This window comes from Dehalococcoides sp. (assembly GCF_041654235.1).
Classification (GTDB): Bacteria; Chloroflexota; Dehalococcoidia; order Dehalococcoidales; family Dehalococcoidaceae; genus Dehalococcoides; species Dehalococcoides mccartyi_B.
In genome coordinates, this window is sequence record NZ_JBAZDW010000032.1 from 1 (window position 1) to 16864 (window position 16864).

General features: G+C 49.0%; 18 protein-coding genes, 3 tRNA genes and 1 other annotated feature. Of the genes, 12 read left to right on the forward strand and 9 right to left on the reverse strand.

The features are described from left to right. Positions 1 to 40 precede the first annotated feature (40 nt). From WC259_RS05175 to WC259_RS05190, 4 genes are read right to left on the reverse strand one after another with little or no spacing between them, the layout of a single operon-like run. Complete coding sequence (locus WC259_RS05175) at positions 41 to 424, reverse strand: protease inhibitor I42 family protein (RefSeq protein ID WP_012034186.1); 384 nt, start codon at positions 422 to 424, stop codon at positions 41 to 43. 22 nt (positions 425 to 446) lie between these two features. Next, the gene (gene radC / locus WC259_RS05180) at positions 447 to 1265 is read right to left on the reverse strand and encodes a DNA repair protein RadC (RefSeq protein ID WP_078409759.1); all 819 of its coding nucleotides are present in this window, start codon (positions 1263 to 1265) and stop codon (positions 447 to 449) included. Next, the gene (locus tag WC259_RS05185; RefSeq protein ID WP_011309815.1) at positions 1249 to 1497 is read right to left on the reverse strand and encodes a putative signal transducing protein; all 249 of its coding nucleotides are present in this window, start codon (positions 1495 to 1497) and stop codon (positions 1249 to 1251) included. The genes radC and WC259_RS05185 overlap by 17 nt, the downstream gene beginning before the upstream one ends. Continuing rightward, positions 1481 to 4993 (reverse strand): DNA polymerase III subunit alpha, encoded by a 3513-nt coding sequence (locus WC259_RS05190; protein ID WP_372643461.1) that lies wholly within the window; start codon positions 4991 to 4993, stop codon positions 1481 to 1483. The genes WC259_RS05185 and WC259_RS05190 overlap by 17 nt, the downstream gene beginning before the upstream one ends. Before the next feature lie 146 nt (positions 4994 to 5139). On the opposite strand from WC259_RS05190, the gene WC259_RS05195 reads away from it, so the two are divergent. Next, a complete protein-coding gene (locus tag WC259_RS05195; protein ID WP_372643464.1) occupies positions 5140 to 5850 on the forward strand; it encodes a TIGR01906 family membrane protein in 711 nt (236 codons plus the stop codon). 90 nt (positions 5851 to 5940) lie between these two features. On the opposite strand, the gene WC259_RS05200 is transcribed toward WC259_RS05195, so the two are convergent. The 3 genes from WC259_RS05200 to WC259_RS05210 all read right to left on the reverse strand — a co-directional run bounded on the left by WC259_RS05200 (position 5941) and on the right by WC259_RS05210 (position 6921). Further along, entirely contained in the window at positions 5941 to 6357 is a 417-nt protein-coding gene (locus tag WC259_RS05200) for a hypothetical protein (protein WP_011309818.1), read from the reverse strand. Then, positions 6339 to 6461, reverse strand: a complete 123-nt coding sequence (locus WC259_RS05205) for a hypothetical protein (RefSeq protein WP_011309819.1) — start codon at positions 6459 to 6461, stop codon at positions 6339 to 6341. The genes WC259_RS05200 and WC259_RS05205 overlap by 19 nt, the downstream gene beginning before the upstream one ends. Positions 6462 to 6705: 244 nt before the next feature. After that, positions 6706 to 6921 (reverse strand): zinc ribbon domain-containing protein, encoded by a 216-nt coding sequence (locus WC259_RS05210; RefSeq protein ID WP_010937148.1) that lies wholly within the window; start codon positions 6919 to 6921, stop codon positions 6706 to 6708. Between the two features lie 258 nt (positions 6922 to 7179). Between WC259_RS05210 and WC259_RS05215 the strand changes: the two genes are divergently transcribed. From WC259_RS05215 to trpA, 11 genes are all read left to right on the forward strand, one after another. Continuing rightward, positions 7180 to 7266: transfer RNA gene (locus tag WC259_RS05215), tRNA-Leu, on the forward strand. Between the two features lie 5 nt (positions 7267 to 7271). After that, a tRNA-Arg gene (locus WC259_RS05220) sits at positions 7272 to 7349 on the forward strand. Positions 7350 to 7359: 10 nt separating this feature from the next. After that, a tRNA-Val gene (locus tag WC259_RS05225) sits at positions 7360 to 7436 on the forward strand. 423 nt (positions 7437 to 7859) lie between these two features. After that, positions 7860 to 8127, forward strand: a binding site (T-box leader). A 40-nt stretch (positions 8128 to 8167) separates the two neighbouring features. Next, complete coding sequence (gene trpE, locus WC259_RS05230) at positions 8168 to 9625, forward strand: anthranilate synthase component I (protein WP_061977487.1); 1458 nt, start codon at positions 8168 to 8170, stop codon at positions 9623 to 9625. After that, positions 9609 to 10199: an aminodeoxychorismate/anthranilate synthase component II gene (locus WC259_RS05235; protein WP_015407945.1), complete on the forward strand. Its 591-nt coding sequence runs from the start codon at positions 9609 to 9611 to the stop codon at positions 10197 to 10199. The genes trpE and WC259_RS05235 overlap by 17 nt, the downstream gene beginning before the upstream one ends. Positions 10200 to 10203: 4 nt before the next feature. After that, positions 10204 to 11229 (forward strand): anthranilate phosphoribosyltransferase, encoded by a 1026-nt coding sequence (gene trpD / locus WC259_RS05240; protein ID WP_015407256.1) that lies wholly within the window; start codon positions 10204 to 10206, stop codon positions 11227 to 11229. Between the two features lie 4 nt (positions 11230 to 11233). Beyond that, positions 11234 to 12013, forward strand: a complete 780-nt coding sequence (gene trpC / locus WC259_RS05245) for an indole-3-glycerol phosphate synthase TrpC (RefSeq protein WP_015407257.1) — start codon at positions 11234 to 11236, stop codon at positions 12011 to 12013. Then, a complete protein-coding gene (locus WC259_RS05250; RefSeq protein ID WP_015407258.1) occupies positions 12010 to 12669 on the forward strand; it encodes a phosphoribosylanthranilate isomerase in 660 nt (219 codons plus the stop codon). The genes trpC and WC259_RS05250 overlap by 4 nt, the downstream gene beginning before the upstream one ends. After that, positions 12663 to 13685 (forward strand): 3-deoxy-7-phosphoheptulonate synthase, encoded by a 1023-nt coding sequence (aroF, locus tag WC259_RS05255; RefSeq protein WP_034376225.1) that lies wholly within the window; start codon positions 12663 to 12665, stop codon positions 13683 to 13685. The genes WC259_RS05250 and aroF overlap by 7 nt, the downstream gene beginning before the upstream one ends. Then, positions 13673 to 14872: a tryptophan synthase subunit beta gene (trpB, locus tag WC259_RS05260; protein WP_015407260.1), complete on the forward strand. Its 1200-nt coding sequence runs from the start codon at positions 13673 to 13675 to the stop codon at positions 14870 to 14872. The genes aroF and trpB overlap by 13 nt, the downstream gene beginning before the upstream one ends. Then, positions 14869 to 15636 (forward strand): tryptophan synthase subunit alpha, encoded by a 768-nt coding sequence (gene trpA, locus WC259_RS05265; RefSeq protein WP_213164722.1) that lies wholly within the window; start codon positions 14869 to 14871, stop codon positions 15634 to 15636. The genes trpB and trpA overlap by 4 nt, the downstream gene beginning before the upstream one ends. Positions 15637 to 15748: 112 nt before the next feature. Here trpA and WC259_RS05270 read toward each other — a convergent pair whose 3' ends face one another. Together WC259_RS05270 and WC259_RS05275 are read right to left on the reverse strand one after the other, a co-directional pair. Beyond that, positions 15749 to 16018 (reverse strand): hypothetical protein, encoded by a 270-nt coding sequence (locus WC259_RS05270; protein WP_012984495.1) that lies wholly within the window; start codon positions 16016 to 16018, stop codon positions 15749 to 15751. 27 nt (positions 16019 to 16045) lie between these two features. Continuing rightward, a partial coding sequence (locus tag WC259_RS05275; protein ID WP_372643469.1) for a reductive dehalogenase occupies positions 16046 to 16864 on the reverse strand: 819 nt, incomplete at its 5' end.

Below are 16864 nucleotides of genomic sequence, written 5' to 3' on the forward strand. Positions count from 1 at the left end.
GGCGGGATAAATATAAAATGCTGGCTGCTTACACTGGAAGCTAGGAAACCTTCAGGTTTATAACTAACGTTTCCAGAGGTACAGCATCCCACGGACGGGAATAGTAAAACCAGAGTTCGGTCTGTTCTTTATCCAAAGCCCTGAAGCGGAAATATTCGGTTCCGCCGCTTCCGACCAGAGCGGTATCAGCATTATCAGGCGTATAGGTTTTTTCAACCAGATATATTTTAGAACTGACCGATTCAAAATCCCAGCTATACCCGGTGCTGGGATTAGACGTCAGGGCTACTATAAATTCGTCACCGGTATGGCACTCTATCAGGGTATCATCGGCGGTATAAGTTTTTACCTGAGCACTGCAACCGGAAAAAGCCAAACTGAAAGCGCAAACCAGACTAAGTATCAAACCCGCAAATTTCTTCATAATTTCACTCCATCAGGCTAATCTACTCCGGGTTTCCCCCGAACAGTTCTGCCCGGTATATATGGCGTCTGGCCTCGGAAACATGCTTCAGTTTCAAATTCAGAAAACCTGTTTCATACTCACCCATAATACCGGCGGCGGCAAAACTAAAATAACAGTTATCCCCGATGATAATATGGTCTAAAGCCCGTATTTTCATCACCATAGCAGCATATACCAGTTCACGGGTTACGTCTTTATCTGCCTGTGAAGGCTCGGTCTTGCCGGAGGGATGGTTGTGGACAAAAATAAGGGCGGAGGCATTTTTGGAAATAGCGGTCGCAATCACCTCACGGGGGACTATGCAACCGCTGGCCACCGTTCCGCAAAAAAGGTCTGCCACGTCCAGCACCCTGTGCTGGCTGTCCAGATAAATTACCTTGAAAACCTCTTTTTTAAGACCCCGCATGGCACAGTAAAGGTAGTCAAACACCTGCTGGGCAGTATTGCAGACCGGTTTTTCAATAATGCCATCTTTCAGGTAACGCTGGGATACTTCTTTAATAAGTTTGATAGCCACCGAATTGACCGCCCCAATGCCCTTTATGCCTGAGAGTTCTTCAGGTGAGGCCTCCAGCACAGCCCTCAGACTGCCGAAGTTTTTGATAGCCTCTTTGGCGGCCTGTTTGCAATCACGGCGGGGAGTTCCTAAAGTAAGCAGTAGCTCCACCACTTCATAATCATTCAGCCCGTCCAGACCGGCCTTTAAAAAACGCTCACGCAAACGCTGGCGGTGCCCTTCATTAGGGTTAGCCGGGGGATTGGAGGAGGGGGTCTCATCGGTCTTATTCGGCAGACTCATCCGGTTCTTCATTCTGTATCTGCAAATCCGCCAATATTTCTTTGGCCTGAGTAAGGTGTTCCTTTAAAACATACAGACTTACCGGCAACATGGTCACCCCCAGATACGAAAATACATGCTGGGCTCCCAGAGTGGACGGAATACCCTCCCCCTCCAGAAAACCCTGCCACATCTCAGCTATTATCTGGTTCGGGGCTATGCCCGCCAGTTCCAGTTTATCCGCTTGGGGCATTATTCTCCAACCTCACATTGGCATTGCCCACCAGGGCAGCAAGCTTATTTTTTAGCTCCGGACAATAGTATACCCAGATATCAGGCATTTTCAATATGAAAACCCTCTCGTGGTTGACCACGCACAACCGTACTTCGGTTTCACCCGTATATTGCCGCAGGGTTTCCACCACCTCGTTCAGGCAGTCAATATCCCGTTCCTCATTTTCAGTTTGCTGGATACATACCACCAAACGCTGCAGCTGGGGAGCCGGAGGCTCTTTTTCCTCTGATTTTGGCTGGGGGGCATTTATAAATACCGGTGCCGCTTTCTTCTCTGTTTCCGGCTGGTACCGGCTTACTTTTTCGGCATGAATTGATACCCTGTCTCCACGAACCACAGCTTTACCTTCCACTAAAAGAATATTCCCCTCTTCCCAGAGGGCCTTGGTTGCGTTATAAACTTTCGGCCAGGCGGCTATTTCCACCCGTCCTACCAAATCTTCAATTTCGGCCATAACAAACGGTTTGCCTTCGCGGGTGGCCGAAACCCGCACCGAAGCCACCATACCCGCCACTGTAACCAGCTGATTGTGGAGTTCCTCATCTATCTGGCCGCACAGGGCGGTAGTTACCTCCAAAGCCGAACTGGCATAGGGGGTAAACGGATGCTCAGATATAAATATACCTACCAGCTCTTTTTCCCACTGGAGTTTTTCACGGGTGGTAACCGGTGATTCTTCAAGCTCCAGATTAGTCATGGGTACGGGTGATTGCTGGCTGAAAAGGTCAAACATAGTAGTCTGGTTTGAATCTTTCATCTTCTGCTCCCGCTGAGCCAACGAAAGTATATTCGGCAAATTAAAAAAGAGCGTTCCCCGGTCACCCATATTATCCAAAGCCCCGGCCTTAACCAGACTTTCCATCACCCGCTTGTTAAGTGATGAACCCTCGGCCCTGCGGCATAAATCCTCCACAGACAGATAGTCCCCGTTGGCTTTCCTTTCGGCCACAATAGGCTCTACTGCCGCCACACCCACATTCTTGATAGCCGCCAGCCCGAAGCGGATTTTTTTAACCCCGCCTTCAGCTTGTTCTATCTCAAAATTAGCCCCGCTGCGGTTAATATCCGGCGGCAATACTTCTATCCCCATATGGCGGGCTTCGGTAACGGCGGTTACCACCTTTTCGGTCACGTCACAAAAAGCCTGAAGATAAGCGGTTATATATTCCACTGGGTAATTAGCCTTGAGGTAGGCTGTCTGATAGGCGATAAGAGCATAGCTGGTAGCATGGGCCTTGTTAAAGGCATACCCGGCAAAAGGTTCAACCAGAGCAAATACCTCATCGGCTATCTCACGGGTATAGCCGTTTTTCATGGCCCCGTCCACAAAGTTGGCTTTCTGCTTCTGCATAACGGCGGCAATCTTTTTACCCATGGCCTTGCGGAGTATATCCGCCTGCCCCAGAGTATAGCCGGAAAAGGTCTGGGCTATGAAGAGAACCTGCTCCTGATAGACAATAACCCCGTAAGTTTCTTCCAGCAGGGGTTCAAGTGCGGGGTGTGGATAGGTGATAGGCTCAAGCCCATGCTTGGATTTGATAAAACGGGGTATCTGCTCCATAGGGCCGGGGCGGTATAAAGCCACCATAGCACCAATATCCGAAAACACTGTCGGTTTCAGTTCTTTGATATAGCGGCGCATACCCGTACCTTCCAGCTGGAAAACACCCACTGTTTCGCCGGCTGCCAGCAGTTCAAAGGTCTTTTGGTCGTCAAGGGGTATGGCCAAGGGGTCGATATCCTGTCCGGTGTATTCTTTGATTACCGCACAGGCCTTGCCCAGTATATTCAGGTTGACCAAACCCAGAAAGTCCATCTTGAGCAAACCTATTTTGGCTATGTCTTCCATGGTGTACTGGGTCATGACCAGCCCCAGATTATTCTCCTTGCTGAGGCGCTGCAGGGGTACATGGTCTGTCAAGGGGTCTTTGGAAATGACTACGCCGGCAGCATGGGTGGAAGCATGACGGGAAAGACCCTCCACCTTGCGGGCGGCATCCACCAGATTGCGGACAACGGCATCTTGATTGTACATTTCCTTGAGCTCGGAGCTTTCTTCCATAGCCTTGTCCAGAGTCATGTGAGGGGAGAAAGGTATAACCTTGGCTACCCTATCCACATCGGCATAGGCCATGCCAAGTGCCCGTCCCACATCCCGCACGGCCGCTTTTGCCCCCAGCGTACCAAAGGTAATAATCTGGGAAACATGGTCACGCCCGTACTTGCCGACAACGTATTCAATAACCTCCTCGCGGCGGTCATCCTGAAAGTCCATATCAATATCAGGCATTTCCTTGCGTTCAATATTCAGAAAACGCTCAAAAACCAGTTTGTATTTGATGGGGTCAAGGGCGGTTATGCCTAAACAGTAAAGCACTATGGACGAAGCGGCACTGCCACGGACACCATAATACAACCCTTTTTCTTTTACAAAACGGATGATATCCCAGGTAACCAGAAAGTAATTGGCAAACTCGGTGGTTTTGATAACATCCAGTTCGTACTTCAGGCGGTCAAGTATCTCCGGGCCGGCATCAGGGTAAAAAACTGGCAGTCCTTCATAGCACAAGTCTGCCAGATACTCATCAGGGGTTTTGCCTTTGGGTATATCTATCTCCGGCAGGTGCAGACGCCCGAAGTCCAGGCTGACATTGCACATCTCAGCTATTTTGGCGGTGTTTTCAATTGCATCAGGTATATCTTGATAGGCTTCCGCCATTTCCTGAGGGGATTTCAGGTAAAAATATTCCCCCTCCATCTTCATCCGCTTTTCATCACTGACCAGTGCATTTGTGCCTATACAAAGCAGCAAATCATGGTAGGGGGCATCTTCCTTGTCCAGATAGTGGGTATCGTTGGTAGCTACCAAGGGAATATCCAGCTCCCGTGCCATAGGTATAAGGACGCTGTTTATCTTTTCCAAATCAGGCATGGGGTGGCGCTGGATTTCTATATAGTAGTTTTCAAAAGTTTTCTTGTACCACAGGGCGGCTTCTCTGGCCTCATCATAGCGGTTTTCCAGTATCAGGCGGGGTACTTCACCCGACGGGCAGGCCGAAAGGCAAACCAGCCCTTCTGAATATTTCTCAAGCAGTTCTTTATCTATACGGGGTTTGTAGTAAAAGCCCTCCAGATGCGAACGCGAGCTAAGCTGAATAAGGTTATGGTAGCCCTTGTTATTTTTAGCCAGCAGTACCAGATGGTAGTAGTTTTTGTCTGCCGCAGTTTTGGCGGTGCGATCACCATATGCCAGATAAAATTCGCTGCCCAGTATGGGTTTTATGCCTGCCTCTTTGGCTTCTTTGTAAAAACGGGGAATGCCATGCATAGTGCCGTGGTCAGTAATAGCCAGTGCCTCCATGCCAAGTTCCTTGGCGCGGACTACCAGCTGGGAAATACGGCACATGCCGTCCAGCAGGCTGAATTCGGTGTGGACATGAAGATGACAAAACATAGCTTTTCCTAAGGGCAGATTATAACACAGCCCTGCCATTTGAGGTATGCAGGTGAGAAGGCATTTCAAGGCTTAAAACAACCTCAAACAGACAACCTCAAGGTTTGAAGGTGCATTTTTCGCAGATAAGAGTGTAAAATACAGCCATGAAACCAGAATTGAAAAGATTTTTATATAATGTCTGGAAAACCTTAGCCATACTCCTTATCCCACTGATAATACTCACCCTAACCCTGAGTATACTTATAAACTGCCAGTGGCTGTATGAAAAGGGTTTTGAAAAGTACGAAATCAGCCAGAAAACCGGCTTTACCCCCGTCCAGCTGGAAACAGCCGCATCTACCCTTATCAGTTACTTTAACAACGGCGAGGAATATATAGACCTGCAGCTGGAAAAAGACGGGGTAGACGTAACCGTATTTAAAGAACGGGAAATACTGCACTTAAAAGATGTAAAGGGGCTTATCCTCCTGAATTATCTAGCTCTGGGCATCTGTCTATTACTTGGCGGAGGATTTTTCCTTTACCTATACTTGAAAAAACAGGCCGGGCGGGTAAAAGAAGCCGGCATAGTGCTTATTCAGGGGGGAATGTTCAGCCTTTTGTTATTAGGCGGCATCGGGCTTATAGCCATGCTGGATTTCCAGACTTTCTTCACCCGGTTGCACCTGCTTGGTTTCAGCAATGACTTCTGGCTGTTAGACCCCGCCAAAGACTATCTGGTAATGTTTTTCCCCAGAGGGTTCTGGGAAGACAGCACCCTTGTGCTGGGCATTTCAATCGGGGTATTGGCAGTCAGTCTTATGGCCGGCGGTTGGCTACTAAGAAAACCTGCCAGAAGTGACCTGCCTTTTTAATAGCCAAACGGCGGGGTTTACCGCCGCTTCTTTTCAAGATGCTACATTGCACACCTGTGATAAACAATACAGAACTTCAGTTCTAGCTTACTATGCCTTACTGACAGTCAGCAACAGGCGGTACTGGTCTTTGGTAATTTCTGTACCGGCTGCAGGGTAGGGAGTAACGTTAAAGCTGAATTTATAAATGCCGAAATCAGCTACCGCATCTCCTCCGGCACCTCTTTTAACCATGTAAAACTTGGTCTTTTCGCCGCCAGAGTTAATCTCCAACTGAACCATCACTTCACCCGCCCAGATACACTGGACACCCTCGGGGCAACGGCTGTCGGATACTACCCCTACGAATTTGATAATCAGATCTTCGCCGGCTATGGCACAACTCTGTCCAGGGGGGAAAGAGATAGACTGGTCAAGCCCTGCCGTAGGAGTGTCAACGGAACAGGCCGAAAGGGGTAAACCTAGCATCAGCAAACCGGCAAATATAGTTAAGACTCTCTTGCGCATATTTTATCCTTTACCTTTCCGGGAAACACACCTGAAGACAGTCTGAAACACTCTGAAAGCTCAAAGACATCCGGTGCACCAGCGGCAGAGTAATTTTCAGACATATCTGTTTCCCTCTATCTTATAACGATAAACGGAACTTGCAGATAGCCGCTTATAAAAAGTACCTGCCAACCGCAAGCTAAATAAATACCCGCTTAAGCACCGTACAGAGTAAAGGCAATAGAAAATCCGGATCTTTTACTAAAAACAAAAACCGACACAATACATTGCTGGCTGGGATAGGCAGATGAATTATGCCGGCATTTGCCGGTCAGCTTTAACGAAACACAGTTTCATCAACCGAATTTAGTGGCAGCCGGAACAGCTTGAACAAGAACCGCTTGAACAGGAACCGCCGCCGCTTCCGCAGGAACCGGTACCTCGGCAGGCAAAACCTGAAACGCCTCTGGCAGAGGGAGTTTTGCATTCAGGGCAAAGAGCTTCCTCATCAGCCTTGCTGGTAGAGCGGATGTCTTCAAATCTGGTTTTGCATTTTGGGCATACATATTCGTAAATTGGCATTTTTATCTCCTACTAAAATTGTATCGTCAAAAGAGCTTAAAGTCAACGCTTACCTGACATAACTATATATCCCAGATGTAGTTGGCCTCAATAACAGTTTAAAAACTAAATATTGTCCAAGACTCTAAAATTTTCAAAATAAATCCTGCCGCTAAAAGCAGATACTCCTGAAGCTGGATTGACACTAGTCTATCCCAATAAGTATAATCTAGCGGCTTAAGTTGTCCAGATAACCCTGATCAACTGGTGACTTGACAGGCCGAAGTGGCGGAACGGCAGACGCGCTACGTTCAGGGCGTAGTACCTGTAATAGGTGTGAGAGTTCAAATCTCTCCTTCGGCACCATACCGGCGCTTGTAGCTCAGTTGGATTAGAGCGCAGCCCTGCGAAGGCTGAGGTCGTGGGTTCGAGTCCCACCAAGCGCGCCATATTTCTTTCGGGCGGTTAGCTCAGCTGGTTAGAGCACCTGCTTTACACGCAGGGGGTCATAGGTTCGAATCCTATACCGCCCACCATTTTTTGAACGTGAAAAAGCCCCTTTGACTTAACTGTCACGGGGGCTGTTTTTATAAATGGCACTAAACAACTGTCACCGGCTACTATACATGAATTGTTATCTGCTAAAACTGAGATGAAGTATCGTTATACGTATAACTTGTGTTATAATTTCACCGGTATATCAGGCATTATTCAGATAACAGGAGAGAATTTGATTATGGACACACTGGGTTTTATTTTAGCAATACTGGGCATTATGGTGGCAATTTCCTTACTCTATGTCTTAAATTTATCTGCAAAAGCTTTAACAATTTACATCAACAAAAATAAAAAATAGTAAAAAGTTAAACCCTCCCGCTTAGCCAGTCCCGCAAGAAACTCCGGCAATAACGTAACCAAGATAACATTGACAAAGACATTTTTTATATTGTAATATTGTTTTACAGACTAGGAATGAGATTAGTAGGTCTAAAGCGAAGCTCAGAGAGCCGGGCAAGGTGAGAGCCGGTGCTAGCGCATAGAACTGAATGGACTCAGGAGTCGCAGGCCGAAAAAGGAAACTTGAGTAGGTTTTGACGGAAGGGCACCGTTATCAAAGCCTAGGGTATCGCTCTGAGAAATCCGGGCCGCACCCGAAAAAAGATATTCCTGTATTTTTTGCAGGGATAATTAGGGTGGCACCGCGAAGGTTAATCCCTCGCCCCTAAAAAGGACGAGGGATTTATTTTTTTGCGAGGTGCCCGTTAAAATGTATTACCCATCTTTAGCCGAAGTAAAAAAACTGGCCGCACAGGGCAACCTGATACCCATCTCCTGTGAGATTATGGCCGACCTTGAAACCCCGGTTTCCGCTTTTCTGAAAATCAAAGACAGCCAAAATGCTTTTCTGCTGGAAAGTGTGGAAGGCGGGGAGCGCGTAGCCCGATATAGTTTCATCGGCACCAACCCCCATAAAGTGCTTACAGCCTATCAGACAGATACCGTTCCCCCTCTAACCCAAGTTGAAAATGAACTAAACAAATACCGGGTAGTACCGGTGGGGGATTTGCCCCGTTTCTGCGGCGGGGCGGTGGGTTTTTTGGGCTACGAGGCAGTTACCCGCTTTGAGGAGTTGCCCTCGCCATCGGCTGACCCCCTGAATCTTCCGGAAGCAGTCTTCATGCTGGTTGATACCATGCTGGTTTTTGACCACATCAGCCATTCCATAAAAGTACTAAGCTATGTCCATACCGAACAGGATATTGAAACGTCATATAATCAGGCTATCCGGAATATAGAAAATCTGGTTAACCGCCTTAGAAAGCCGCTGCCCGAAACCGCCCCAAAATCTACCGCCGCAAGTATCCCCGAAATGAAATCCAATTTCAAACAGGCGGATTTTGAGGGCAAGGTATCCAAAATAAGAGATTACCTTAACTCAGGCGAAGCTATTCAGGTAGTTTTGTCACAGCGTCTGTCCAGACCCACCTCCGCCCATCCCTTTGACATCTACCGTGCCTTGCGTTCGGTAAACCCTTCACCATACATGTACTATCTGGATTTCGGTGATTTCCAGATTGTGGGCGCCTCGCCGGAGGTACTGGTACGGGTGGAAGACGGCGAGGTTATGACCCGCCCTCTGGCAGGCACCAGAAAACGGGGCAAAACCCAGAAAGAAGACGCCAGTCTTGAGCAGGAACTCCGCCATGACGAAAAAGAGTGTGCCGAACATACCATGCTGGTGGATTTGGGACGAAACGATATCGGGCGTATAAGCCAGCCGGGCACAGTCCGCATAACCGACGTCATGGATGTGGAACGCTATTCCCACGTAATGCATCTGGTTTCCCACATTCAGGGCAAATTAAAACCAAACATTACTCCGTTTGAGGCTTTGCAATCCTGCTTCCCGGCAGGCACAGTCTCAGGCGCACCTAAAATACGGGCTATGGAAATAATAGCTGAAATGGAAACCGAAAAGAGAGGCATTTATGCCGGGGCAGTCGGATATTTTTCTTATTCGGGCAATATGGACATGGCTATAGCCATACGCACCATGGTTGTCAAGGGAGGCATTGCCCATGTCCAGGCAGGCTGCGGCATAGTAAGTGACAGCGTACCCGAACATGAGTATCAGGAAACATTAAACAAAGCTCAGGCTTTGCTGAAAGCTCTGGACAGGGCAGAAAATCAGGCATCGGAGAAACCGCATGTTATTACTAATTGATAATTACGACAGTTTTACCTATAACCTTTTTCAGTATTTTTCCGAACTGGGGCAGGAGGTTAAGGTAGTCCGCAATAACAAGATTACCCTTGATGCCATAGAAGCCCTAGGTCCTGAATATATCGTGATTTCACCCGGACCATCTTCACCCCTTCAGGCAGGGGTGTCCAATGACATTATCCGCCATTTCGGCCCCAGACTGCCGATCCTCGGTATATGTCTGGGTCACCAGTGCATCGGGCATACCTACGGGGGGATTGTCAGACAGGCAGACCGGATAATGCACGGCAAACAGTCTCTGATACAGCATAACAACCGGGGTATTTTTAAAGGTCTGCCCAAAGGGTTTCCCGCCATACGTTACCATTCCCTTATAGTTGATAAACCGACCCTGCCGGAGTGTCTTGAAATAACCGCCTGGACAGATGACGGCACCATTATGGGGCTTAGGCACAAAGAGTACCCGGTTGAAGGCATACAGTTCCATCCCGAATCATTCAAAACCGAATGCGGCAAGGAGATTTTGGGCAATTTTCTGAAATACTATGCACCTGTATCAGGTAAAAGAGAGTAAATAAATGATTAAAGAAGCCATCGGGTCTTTAGTTCTGGGTAAATCTCTGACTCTTGAACAGTCTGCCTCAGTCATGGACGAAATCATGGAGGGAAAAACTACTCCTGCCCAGATTGGGGCATTCCTGACTGCTCTCAGGGTCAAGGGTGAAACCGCCGAAGAGATAGCCGGTCTGGCAAATGTCATGCGGGCAAAGTCTACCCGTATATCCACCAGCACTCCGGTACTGGACATAGTGGGCATTGGCGGGGACGGGATAAACACGTTTAATATTTCTACCACCGCCGCCTTTATTATATCAGGAGCCGGCATAAAAGTAGCCAAGCACGGCAACCGGGCGGCAAGCAGTATGTGCGGCAGTGCCGATGTGCTGGAAGCACTGGGCATAAAAATAGATCTAAATGCCGAACAGGTAAAAATATGTATAGAGCAAATAGGTATCGGGTTCATGTTTGCCCCGGTTTTTCATCCCGCCATGAAATTTGTAGCCCCTTCCCGCCGTGAAATAGGCATCCGCACCGTGTTCAATATTTTAGGTCCGCTGACCAACCCGGCCAGTGCCCAGTACCAGCTTATCGGCGTACCTGAAATAGGGCTGGGTGACAAGATTATTTCAGCCCTCTGCCACATGGATATCAAGCATGCTCTGGTGGTACACGGCCTGGACGGCATGGACGAAATGTCTATCAGCGGAGACTCTGTTATCTGGGAACTGAAAGACAAAGAGATAATCAAATTTCGCCATACGGTTTCACCCCGAGAAATGGGCTTAGAACAGGTTTCCCTTCAGGCTGTCAAAGGGGGTGCGGCAGAGGAAAACGCACTTACCCTGCGGGCCATACTCTCAGGTGCAAAAGGGCCCAAACGGGATGTAGTTCTGCTGAATGCGGCCGCCGCCCTGATGGTGGCAGACAAGATTGACACCATTGCCGAAGGTATCTCTCTGGCCGCAGAAATAATTGACAACGGGCTGGCACTTAATAAGCTAGAATCTTTGATTAAACTCAGCCAGTCTTTGGCAAGCGAGTAAAACCATGATTTTGGAACGTATTGTCACCGACAACCTGCCTGATTTGGAGCGGAGAAAAATGCGGCTGCCATTAGCAAAACTGCAGGAATTGGCACTGGACATACCCTATCCACCCATTGACATGGCCATGAAGCTTAAAGGGCGGCAGGTCAGGCTGATTGCCGAGGTAAAAAAAGCCTCTCCGTCAAAAGGGATAATCCGCCCGGATTTTGACCCGGTGGATATTGCCGGCATATATGCCCGAAACGGGGCTTCCGCCATTTCGGTTTTGACAGAAGAACACCATTTTATGGGAAGCCTTGACAACCTGAAGAAAATACGCGAATCAGGGGTGGCATCAAAGCTGCCGCTTCTCCGTAAGGATTTTATCCATGACCCGTATCAGGTATATGAATCCCGCCTGTACGGGGCAGACGCTATTTTGCTGATAGTAGCCATGCTGTCTCCCGAAAGGTTACAGGAACTGCTTTCACTCAGCCATAAGCTGGGCATGAAATGTCTGGTGGAAGTGCATACCCGGTCAGAGCTGGAAATAGCTTTAGAGAGTAATGCCCGGATTATCGGCCTGAATAACCGTGATTTGCATACGTTTAAAATAGACCTAACTGTAACCGAAAGGCTTCGCCCCCTGATACCCCCTGAGTGCATAGTTGTCAGTGAAAGCGGCATTCAGACCAGAGCAGATATTTCCCGTCTGGAAGAACTGGGAGTAGATGCAGTGCTGGTAGGAGAAGCCTTAACAGCCTCGGTTGATATTGCCGCCAAAATGAGGGAACTGCTGTGATTAAGACTAAGATTTGCGGCTTGACAGAGGTTGGACAAGCCTTGGCCACAGCCCGGACAGGGGCTGACTTTGCCGGGGTGGTATTTGCCGAAAGCAAACGGCGCATCACCACGGAGAAAGCACTTGAGATAGCCGAAGCCCTGAAACCACTAAACCCAAGACCGATGCTGGTAGGCGTCTTTGCCAACCAGCCCACAGAAGAAGTAAACCGGATTGCCTCCGTCTGCCGTCTGGACAGGGTACAGCTAAGCGGTAACGAAAGCTGGGAGTACTGCAATCAGGTAAACCTGCCGGTTATCAAGGTTATTCACGTTGCTGAAAGCACTACCGCCGAACTGGTTATTCAGGAAATACAAGCCGGGCTTAAAGCCCTGAAAAAAACGCCCGTATTCCTGCTGGATACCCACACCAAGGCCTTATTCGGGGGCAGCGGCCAAAGTTTTGACTGGCAGATTGTAAAACAGGTCTCTCTGAAATACCCCGTCATGGTGGCCGGCGGGCTCAATCCGGAAAACATACAGGGATTTATAAAAATAGCCAAACCATGGGGAATAGACGTTGCCAGCGGAGTGGAAACAGACGGGATAAAAGATACAGCCAAAATACACCTTTTCATTGAACGGGTGAAAGATGCGGATGGTAACCGGATATGTTAGTAATAATGAAAAACGATGCAACTCAGGAACAGATAGATAACGTCATCCGTGAGATTACGGATGCAGGCTACCGGGGCATACCCATACCGGGTGACCACCGAACCGCCGTCTGCATAGTGGGCAATCAGGGTATGGTGGAGGAAAGCCCTTTTCTGGCACTGGAAGGTGTGAAAGAAGTATTGCGGGTGACCAAGCCCTATAAACTGGTCAGCCATGAAACCTGCCCCAAACCGACAGTTATCCGTCTGGGAGAGGTAGAAATAGGAAACGGCTGCAAACCGGTTATCATTGCCGGACCTTGCTCGGTGGAAAGTGAAGAACAGACCCTCCGGATAGCCCTTCAGGTAAAAGAGGGCGGTGCCAAGCTCTTCAGGGGAGGGGCATTCAAGCCCCGCACTTCACCCTACAGCTTTCAGGGTTTGGGCAAAGCCGGCCTCAAAATTCTGGAAAAAGTACGCTCTGAAACCGGACTGTTTATTGTTACCGAAGCCACCGACTCTGAAAACCTGAAGCTGGTTGAAGCCAGCACAGATATTATCCAGATAGGTGCCCGAAACATGCAAAATTACTCTCTATTACGCAGGGCAGGCCAGACAAAAAAGCCGGTCATTTTAAAACGGGGGCTGTCAGCCACTATTGAAGAACTGCTGATGGCAGCCGAATATATAATGGCCGAAGGCAACACTCAAGTTATTTTGTGCGAACGGGGTATCCGCACCTTTTCGGACAATACCCGCTTTACACTGGACCTAAGCGCCATCCTGTCCGTCAAGGCCTTAAGCCATCTGCCCATCATAGTAGACCCCAGCCATGCCGCCGGACGCCGTGATTATGTTATCCCCCTGTCCAGAGCAGCCATTGCAACAGGGGCAGACGGACTGATAGTAGAAGTCCATTCAGACCCGCCCAGCGCTCTGTCTGACGGAGCGCAGTCTTTGTATCCGGAACAGTTTTGCCAATTGGTTAAAGAGGTGGAATATTTAAATATGCTGGGAGTAGAAAAATGCCTAAAGTAGATAGCACCGGTAAACCGGGGTATTTCGGCAAGTATGGCGGGCAGTTTGTACCTGAAATACTGGTGCCAGTCCTAAACGAACTGGAACAGGCTTATGAACAAGCCAAAAAAGACGAGTCTTTCCAGTCACGCCTGAAATCCCTTTCAAACACCTTTTCGGGGCGGCCCACTCCGCTGTATCTGGCAGAAAGGCTGACTGAACATCTGGGGGGTGCCAGAATTTACCTGAAAAGGGAAGACCTGGCCCATACAGGTGCCCATAAAATCAACAACGCACTCGGTCAGGGGCTGCTTGCCTTGCATATGGGAAAGAAAAGGGTAATTGCCGAAACAGGGGCGGGGCAACACGGGGTAGCCACCGCAGCTGTTTGCGCCATGCTGGGGCTGGAATGCATTGTCTATATGGGCGAAGATGACATCAAACGTCAAGCCTTAAACGTATTCCGCATGAAGCTGATGGGAACGGAAGTCAGAAGCGTATCTTCGGGCAGCCGTACCCTGAAAGACGCCATCAATGAAGCTATGCGTGACTGGGTAAGCAACCCGGAGACCACTTATTATATAATCGGTTCGGTGGTCGGCCCGCGCCCTTATCCGGCTATGGTACGGGATTTTCAGGCAGTTATCGGGCAGGAAACCAAAGCCCAGTCCTTAAGACAGCTGGGAGGACTACCTGACTGCATTGTTGCCTGTGTTGGCGGAGGCAGCAATGCCATGGGTATTTTCTATGATTTCATACCGGACCAAAGCGTACGTCTTATCGGGGTGGAAGCTGCCGGCAGCGGCATCAGCACCGGCAAACATTCGGCCACCCTTAGTGCCGGCAAGGTGGGTATACTCCACGGCGCCATGTCATATCTGCTTCAGGACGAACACGGACAGGTGATTGAAACCCACAGTATTTCGGCCGGGCTGGATTATCCCGGCGTAGGCCCTGAACACAGCTACCTGAAAGATAATAAGCGGGTGGAATATGTTTCGGTCACAGATGAAGAAGCCCTGAACGGCTTCAAACTGCTATGCTCGCTGGAAGGGATAATGCCTGCTCTGGAATCTTCCCACGCCATTGCCCATGCCCTGAAAATAGCAGGCGGCATGCCGAAAAACAAAAATATAGTCATAAACCTCTCCGGCAGAGGGGACAAAGACATGGATATTGTTCAAAAAGCAATGGGGGTAAAGATATGAGCCGTGTCAGTGATGCATTCCAAAAACGAAAATCTCTTATAGCTTACATAACAGTCGGCTACCCGGATATTGAAACCACCCTGCGGCTGGTGCCTCTGCTGGAAGAAAACGGGGTAGATATTATAGAGCTGGGTATTCCCTTCTCAGACCCGCTGGCAGACGGAGTTACTATTCAAAATGCCAGTTATCAGGCACTCCAGAACGGGGTGACGCCTGAAGTCTGTTTATCTGTTGCCGCCCTGCTCAAAGAAAAAATCTCCATACCCATGGTATTCATGGGTTACTATAACCCCATTTACAATTACGGACTGACCAAGTTCTGCCAAAAGTGTGCAACTGCGGGTGTAAGCGGATTTATTATTCCTGACCTGCCGCCGGGAGAAGCCCAAGACATAGACTTTGCCGCCAGAGAGGCCGGCTTGGATATAATCTTTCTGTTAGCCCCCACCAGTACCGACGAACGGATTAAGCTAGTTGCCGCCAAATCACGGGGGTTTATTTATCTCGTTTCCCACTCAGGCGTTACCGGGGCAACTGCCAACTTGCCGGCTGATTTGAGCAGTTTTGTAAACAGGGTAAGGAAAACCGCCCGCCAGCCTCTGGCAGTGGGCTTTGGTATTTCAACCCCCGAACAAGCCCAAAATATCTCAAAATTTTCCGACGGGATAATAGTAGGCAGCCGTATCCTGCAGCTTGTCCAGACAGACCCTTCACTTGAAAAAGTAGCCACATTTATCAGGCAACTCAGACAATCATTAGACTAACCGAAAAATCTGCTTTATGCTGAATAATTTCGGCTTGCTAATCCATAAAAACCGGGGGATAGCAACAGGGGAGGTTAACCTCCCCTGTCAGACACCGATAATGCAGCCGGTACTAGGCTACTTTTTTGTGACGGATGACAAGCTGCCAGTCAAGCGCAGCCAGTATCAGAAAAATGATACCGAATATCAGGGCTCCCATCCAGGCTGAAGTCGGTTCGTTTTCTTCAAGCGAACTGAAATAATGCTGGACGGTGGCAAAGAGTGAAGCCACTGCCAAAAACCCGATAATCCATTCGTACCACTTTATACCAAGCTGCCGGCGGATAAGCCAGACAACAAACAGAGTCAAGGCGACTGCGACTGCCAGTCCTACGAAAAACATGCTTCCTACCTCCAATTCCTTAAGCTATTAGTAACTGGTGTCAATACCGTAGGTAAAGTCATCCATATCCCACCACTCTTCGGGGTCTTTCCGCCCGTAATCCATAGCTTTTTCCATATTTGTAAAGAAGCTATTTAAAAGCGGGGTATTGGCAACTGTGCCCTTAACCACAGCATGCAGGAATGAATCCGGTTTGCTGTTGAAGGGGCAAGTGCCCTGACAAGTGGGGCAGTGAGGACAATCTGCGGTATTGGTTCGCCAGCCCTCAAATGTGCCCTGCTGAATGCCGGACTTGGCTGAAGCCGGGTTTTCCCAGGTGGGGTCACCCTTCTGGATAAGCCCGAAAGGACAAGCATCCGCGCAAATACCGCAGGTTTTGCAGAATTTGTAGGCACCAAAGTCTATGGGCGGAGTGGGCAGCAAGGGCAGGTCGGTAATCATGGCCCACATAGCCCGGTTGGTTACCCCGTATTTGGGAGTGATAGTGGGTGAAGACATACGGCCATGCTCGCCCATGCCGGAAAAAGCCGCCAGAGGGCTGGTAAGGTAACCCTTCATTCCCGGATTCAAGGCCTGATAACCCAAACCGCGGATAAATTCCTGGAACTGCACACCTACCTTGGGCAGGCGGGAATAAGAATACCAGACAGCATAGTTTTCAGTTATACCAGCCTGGCGACGAGTGCCCTCGAGAGATTGTCTGGCACTCCACATCAGTACCCACTTGCACTTGCGGGGGATAACCATCTTGGTTGCGGTCTCATAAGCTTCCTCTACGTCTTCAACAACCAGGTCTTTACCACCAATTTTAGAGTGAAAAAACTTCAAAATATCGTCATCAAGTTC